5 protein-coding genes are annotated in these 4,816 nt (G+C 61.7%); 2 read left to right on the plus strand and 3 right to left on the minus strand.

Features of this window, described 5'->3' with window-relative positions; genetic code table 11:
- Positions 1–94: 94 nt before the first annotated feature.
- The 3 genes from rho to hemE form a co-directional block, all read right to left on the minus strand.
- Positions 95–1,360: a transcription termination factor Rho gene (gene rho / locus EOA60_RS19105; protein WP_082953824.1), complete on the minus strand. Its 1,266-nt coding sequence runs from the start codon at positions 1,358–1,360 to the stop codon at positions 95–97.
- 167 nt (positions 1,361–1,527) lie between these two features.
- Positions 1,528–2,064 carry a protoporphyrinogen oxidase HemJ gene (hemJ, locus tag EOA60_RS19110; protein ID WP_095825109.1) on the minus strand — a complete coding sequence of 179 codons (537 nt, stop codon included), beginning with the start codon at positions 2,062–2,064 and terminating at the stop codon, positions 1,528–1,530.
- Entirely contained in the window at positions 2,061–3,089 is a 1,029-nt protein-coding gene (gene hemE, locus EOA60_RS19115; protein ID WP_095825108.1) for a uroporphyrinogen decarboxylase, read from the minus strand. Before hemE ends, hemJ begins: the two co-directional genes overlap by 4 nt.
- 402 nt (positions 3,090–3,491) lie before the next feature.
- On the opposite strand from hemE, the gene EOA60_RS19120 reads away from it, so the two are divergent.
- Positions 3,492–4,313, plus strand: coding sequence for a pyruvate, water dikinase regulatory protein (locus EOA60_RS19120; protein ID WP_067323508.1), 822 nt, complete (start codon positions 3,492–3,494; stop codon positions 4,311–4,313).
- Between the two features lie 106 nt (positions 4,314–4,419).
- A partial coding sequence (locus EOA60_RS19125; RefSeq protein WP_128311738.1) for a Maf family protein occupies positions 4,420–4,816 on the plus strand: 397 nt, incomplete at its 3' end.

Consider the following 4,816-nt stretch of genomic DNA (forward strand, 5'->3'; position numbering starts at 1 on the left):
AAACAACGGCATGGACTTAGGGTTCTGCGCAGCGTCGCCGCGCTCCTTGCTCCGTCTTGTATGCCGAAGAAAGGACCGGTCCCTCGGCGCCCGATCAGGTATTCATCGAATCGAAGAAATCCGCGTTGGTCTTGGTCTGCTTGAGCTTGTCGATGAGGAATTCGATCGCATCGGTCGTTCCCATCGGCGCAAGGATCCGGCGCAGCACGAAGATCTTCTGCAGATCCGAACGCGGCACCAGAAGGTCCTCCTTGCGGGTCCCGGACTTGAGGATGTCGATCGCCGGGTAGATGCGTTTGTCGGCCACCTTGCGGTCGAGCTGGATTTCACAGTTACCGGTGCCCTTGAACTCTTCGAAGATGACTTCGTCCATGCGGCTGCCGGTGTCGATCAGCGCGGTGGCGATGATGGTCAGCGACCCGCCTTCCTCAATGTTGCGGGCGGCCCCGAAGAAGCGCTTCGGACGCTGCAGCGCGTTGGCGTCGACACCGCCGGTCAACACCTTGCCGGATGACGGCACCACGGTGTTGTAGGCGCGGCCGAGGCGGGTGATGGAATCGAGCAGGATGACGACATCGCGCCCATGCTCGACCAGGCGCTTGGCCTTCTCGATCACCATTTCAGCGACCTGCACATGGCGCGCCGCCGGTTCGTCGAAGGTCGAGGAAATGACTTCGCCCTTGACCGAGCGCTGCATGTCGGTCACTTCCTCGGGACGCTCGTCGATCAGAAGAACGATCAGATAGCATTCCGGATGGTTGGCGGTGATCGAGTGCGCGATGTTCTGCAACAGCACCGTCTTACCGGTGCGCGGCTGAGCGTTGATCAGCGCGCGCTGCCCCTTGCCGATCGGCGCCACCAGGTCGATCACACGCGGCGAGATGTCTTTGGTCGGGGGATTGTCGACCTCCATCTTCAGCCGCGAGGTCGGGTAGAGCGGCGTCAGGTTGTCGAAGTGGATCTTGTGCCGGATCTTCTCCGGATCATCGAAATTGATGGTGTTGACCTTGAGCAGCGCGAAATAACGCTCGCCCTCTTTCGGGCTGCGGATCGGCCCTTCGACCGTATCGCCGGTCTTCAGCGAAAAGCGCCTGATCTGCGACGGTGAAATATAGATATCGTCGGGACCCGGCAGGTAATTGGCGTTGGCCGAGCGCAGGAAGCCGAAACCGTCCTGCAGTACCTCGACCACGCCTTCGCCGATGATCTCGACGTCCTGGATGGCGAGCTTTTTCAGGATCGCGAACATCAGCTCCTGCTTGCGCATGACGCTGGCGTTCTCCACCTCGAGCGATTCGGCGTAAGCGATCAGCTCCGGCGGCTTCTTGTTTTTGAACTCTGCGAGTTTCATTTCTTGCATTAGATGGACTCTGGGTAGGCTTTGGGGAGAAAAAATCGGCTGGATGCGACAAATGCCGGGCGCGGCCGAAAGCGAGAAAGGGGCGGCGCATGACGGGAAGGAAGACCCGTCTTTTATCGTCGGTCGCCTGAAAGAGCAAGCCGCCTTTTGCCGGGTGTGGGGAAGCCTCAGAACGGCTTCACGATGACCAGGATGACGATGACGATCATCAGCAATGTGGGGAGTTCATTGACGATCCGCCAGTGCCTCGCCGGCTTTTCGTTCTTGTCCTCGGCAAATTTTCTCACCGCGCCGGCGAGATAGCCGTGCAGACCCGAAAGCAGCAGCACGGCGAGGATCTTGGCGTGCAGCCAGCCGCCCTGGAAACCGAAGCCCTTCCAGGCGAGCCAAAGCCCGAACACCCAGGTCACGGTCATCGCCGGGTTGATGATGGCGCGCAGCAGCCGGCGCTCCATCACCTTGAAGGTCTCGGACTGCACGGAGCCTTTCTCGGCGTCGACATGATAGACGAAAAGCCGAGGCAGATAGAGCATCCCGGCCATCCAGGCGATGACGGCAATCACATGGATTGCCTTCGCCCAGGGATAGAAGCTGTCCGGCGCCACAAGGAAGAGCAGGGCGGTCAGGACGACCAGCAGGACGATGCCGATCAACATGCGCTTCATCGCCTGGCCGGCGCTGTTCTCGTTGATCGTCTCTGTCATCGATGGCTCCGCACCATTTTCACCATGGCCTCGACATGTGCCACAGGCGTTTCCGGCGTGATGCCGTGGCCGAGATTGAAGATCAGCGGCCCGTTGCCCAGCGTGCGAAGGATGGCGTCGACGCCGTCGGCCAGCGCCCTGCCGCCGGCAACCAGGCGAAGCGGATCGAGATTGCCCTGCACCGCGCCTTCGCTTTGCAATTCCTTTGCCATCGACAGCGGCACGGTCCAGTCGAGCCCGAGCCCGGTGATCCCGGTCTTCTTCCTGTAATCGCGATAGCGCTCGCCGGCGCCCTTGGGAAACCCGATCACCGGAACATCCGGACGCGCGGCCTCCACTTGCCGGACAATCTCGGCAACGGGCTCGATGCAAAACGCCTCAAAGGACGCTTCATCGAGAACGCCCGACCAAGAATCGAAAATCTGCACCACATCGGCGCCGGCGTCGATCTGGCGGATGAGATAGGCGGCCGAATGGTCGGCCAGTATCTTCAGGAGCCGTGCAAGGGCCTCCGGCTCGCGATAGGCGAAAAGCCTGGCCGGTCCCTGGTCCGGTGTGCCGTGGCCGGCAATCATATAGGTCGCCACCGTCCAGGGCGCGCCGCAGAAGCCGATCAAGGTCGTTTCCACCGGAAGCTTCGCACGCAGACGGCGGACGGTTTCGTAGACCGGTTCGAGATTCACGTGAAACGTTTCGCCGTCCAGGCCCTCGATTTCGGCCGACGCAATCGGCTTGAGGATCGGCCCGTATCCCTCTTCGAAGCGGACATCTCGTCCCAGCGCATCGGGCACAACCAGGATATCGGAGAACAGGATCGAAGCATCGAAGCCGAAGCGCTCGATCGGCTGCAGCGTCACCTCGACGGCAAGATCCGGATCATAGCAGAGATCGAGGAAAGAACCGGCCCGCTTCCGGGTCTCGCGATACTCCGGCAGATAACGCCCTGCCTGACGCATCATCCAGAGCGGCGGCGGTGAAACCGTCTCGCCCTTGAGGACGTCCAGCACGATCCGTTTCCCAGCCATCCAGTGCTCGCCCTCTCCAGGTCTCTTAAATCAAATATCTATTTTAAAAGAGTCTTCTGATTCTAAGAGTCTGTTGGTTGTGGTGGTTGTGACCTGTCCCGCCTGCCGCTCGAAAAGGCCAGTCAGCATATTGTCGCGCAGCCGCTTTCTCAATTTGGAGCGATTTGGGGACGAACTGGATTCAGGCTTTCGAGTCAGCGCCTTGGCTCTTCTGCTGCGGACCTCGAGCTGTGGATGATATCGGCCAAGAAAAGTTGGTCCCCGGTTTTGTCCCCAGCGCCCCGACAAAGCCTACAGCGGGGCGAATTGTGGACAAGGTGGCATCTGATACAGTCGCCTTCGACGTCACGACCTTTCTGTCCAACCTTGTCCACATCTGCCCACAGTCTGGAACCAACTCTTGTGAACAAACCCCAGAGCTTCTTCCATCTGCATCTGATTTCCGACGCCACCGGCGAGACGCTGCTGGCGGCAGGCCGCGCCGCCTCCGCGCAATATAAGGACGCGCGCGCCATCGAGCACATCTATCCGCTGATCCGCACGGAAAAGCAGGTCGCCAAGGTGTTCGAGGATATCGAGGAGGAGCCCGGCATCATTCTCTACACCGTCGTCGACCAGAAGCTCGCGCGCAGCATCGACGAGCGCTGCGCCGCCATGGGCCTGCCCTGCGTCTCGGTGCTGGAGCCCGTGCTCAGCGTCTTCCAGTCCTATCTCGGCACGCCGGCCGGCCGGCGCGTCGGCGCCCAGCATGTGCTCGACGCCGAATATTTCCGCCGCATCGATGCGCTGAACTTCACCATGGAGCATGACGACGGCCAGTTGCCGGCCAACATGGACGATGCCGATGTCGTGCTGATCGGCATCTCGCGCACCTCCAAGACGCCGACGAGCATCTATCTCGCCAATCGCGGAATCAAGACCGCCAACATTCCGATCGTGCTCGGCGTGCCGCTGCCGGAAAGCCTGATCAACGCCAGGACGCCGCTGATCGTCGGCCTCGTCGCCACGGCCGAGCGCATCTCGCATGTCCGCCAGAACCGCATCCTCGGCAACAGCAACAACTACGTGCCGACCGACTATGTCGACCGCGCCGCCATCGCCGAGGAGCTCGCCTATGCGCGTCAGCTCTGCACCAGGCATGGCTGGCCGATGATCGACGTCAGCCGGCGCTCGATCGAGGAAACCGCGGCGGCGATCGTTGCCCTGCGGGGCAAGACGCGCTAGGGCAGGCGATATAAGTGAGCATTCCGTCCTGAGAGAAGGTGGCTCGGCGCATAGCGCCGAGACGGGTGACGGGCGCTGGACGGATCGCAACCGTTGGTGAACCAGTATGGCCGGCAAAATCGTCCTCGCTTCGGGCAGCCCGTTCCGCAAGGCAATGCTTATCAATGCCGGGCTCGACATCGAGGCGGTGCCGGCAGACGTCGACGAGCGCGCGCTCGAGGCGCCCTTGCAGGACAGCGGCGTGTCTCCCGAGGATGTCGCTTCGATCCTTGCCGAAGCCAAGGCGACCGAGGTCAGCGAGCGCCGGCCGGGCGCGCTGGTGCTCGGTTGCGACCAGACGCTGTCGCTTGGCGACGAAATTTTCCACAAGCCGGCCGATATGGAAGGGGCGCGGAGGCATCTCCTGGCCTTGTCGGGCAAGACCCATCAGCTGAACAGCGCCGCCGTGCTCTGCCGCGATGGCGAAGTGCTGTGGCGCCATGTCGGCATCGCCAGCCTCACCA

The organism is Mesorhizobium sp. M1A.F.Ca.IN.020.06.1.1 (assembly GCF_004023265.1).
Classification (GTDB): Bacteria; Pseudomonadota; Alphaproteobacteria; order Rhizobiales; family Rhizobiaceae; genus Mesorhizobium.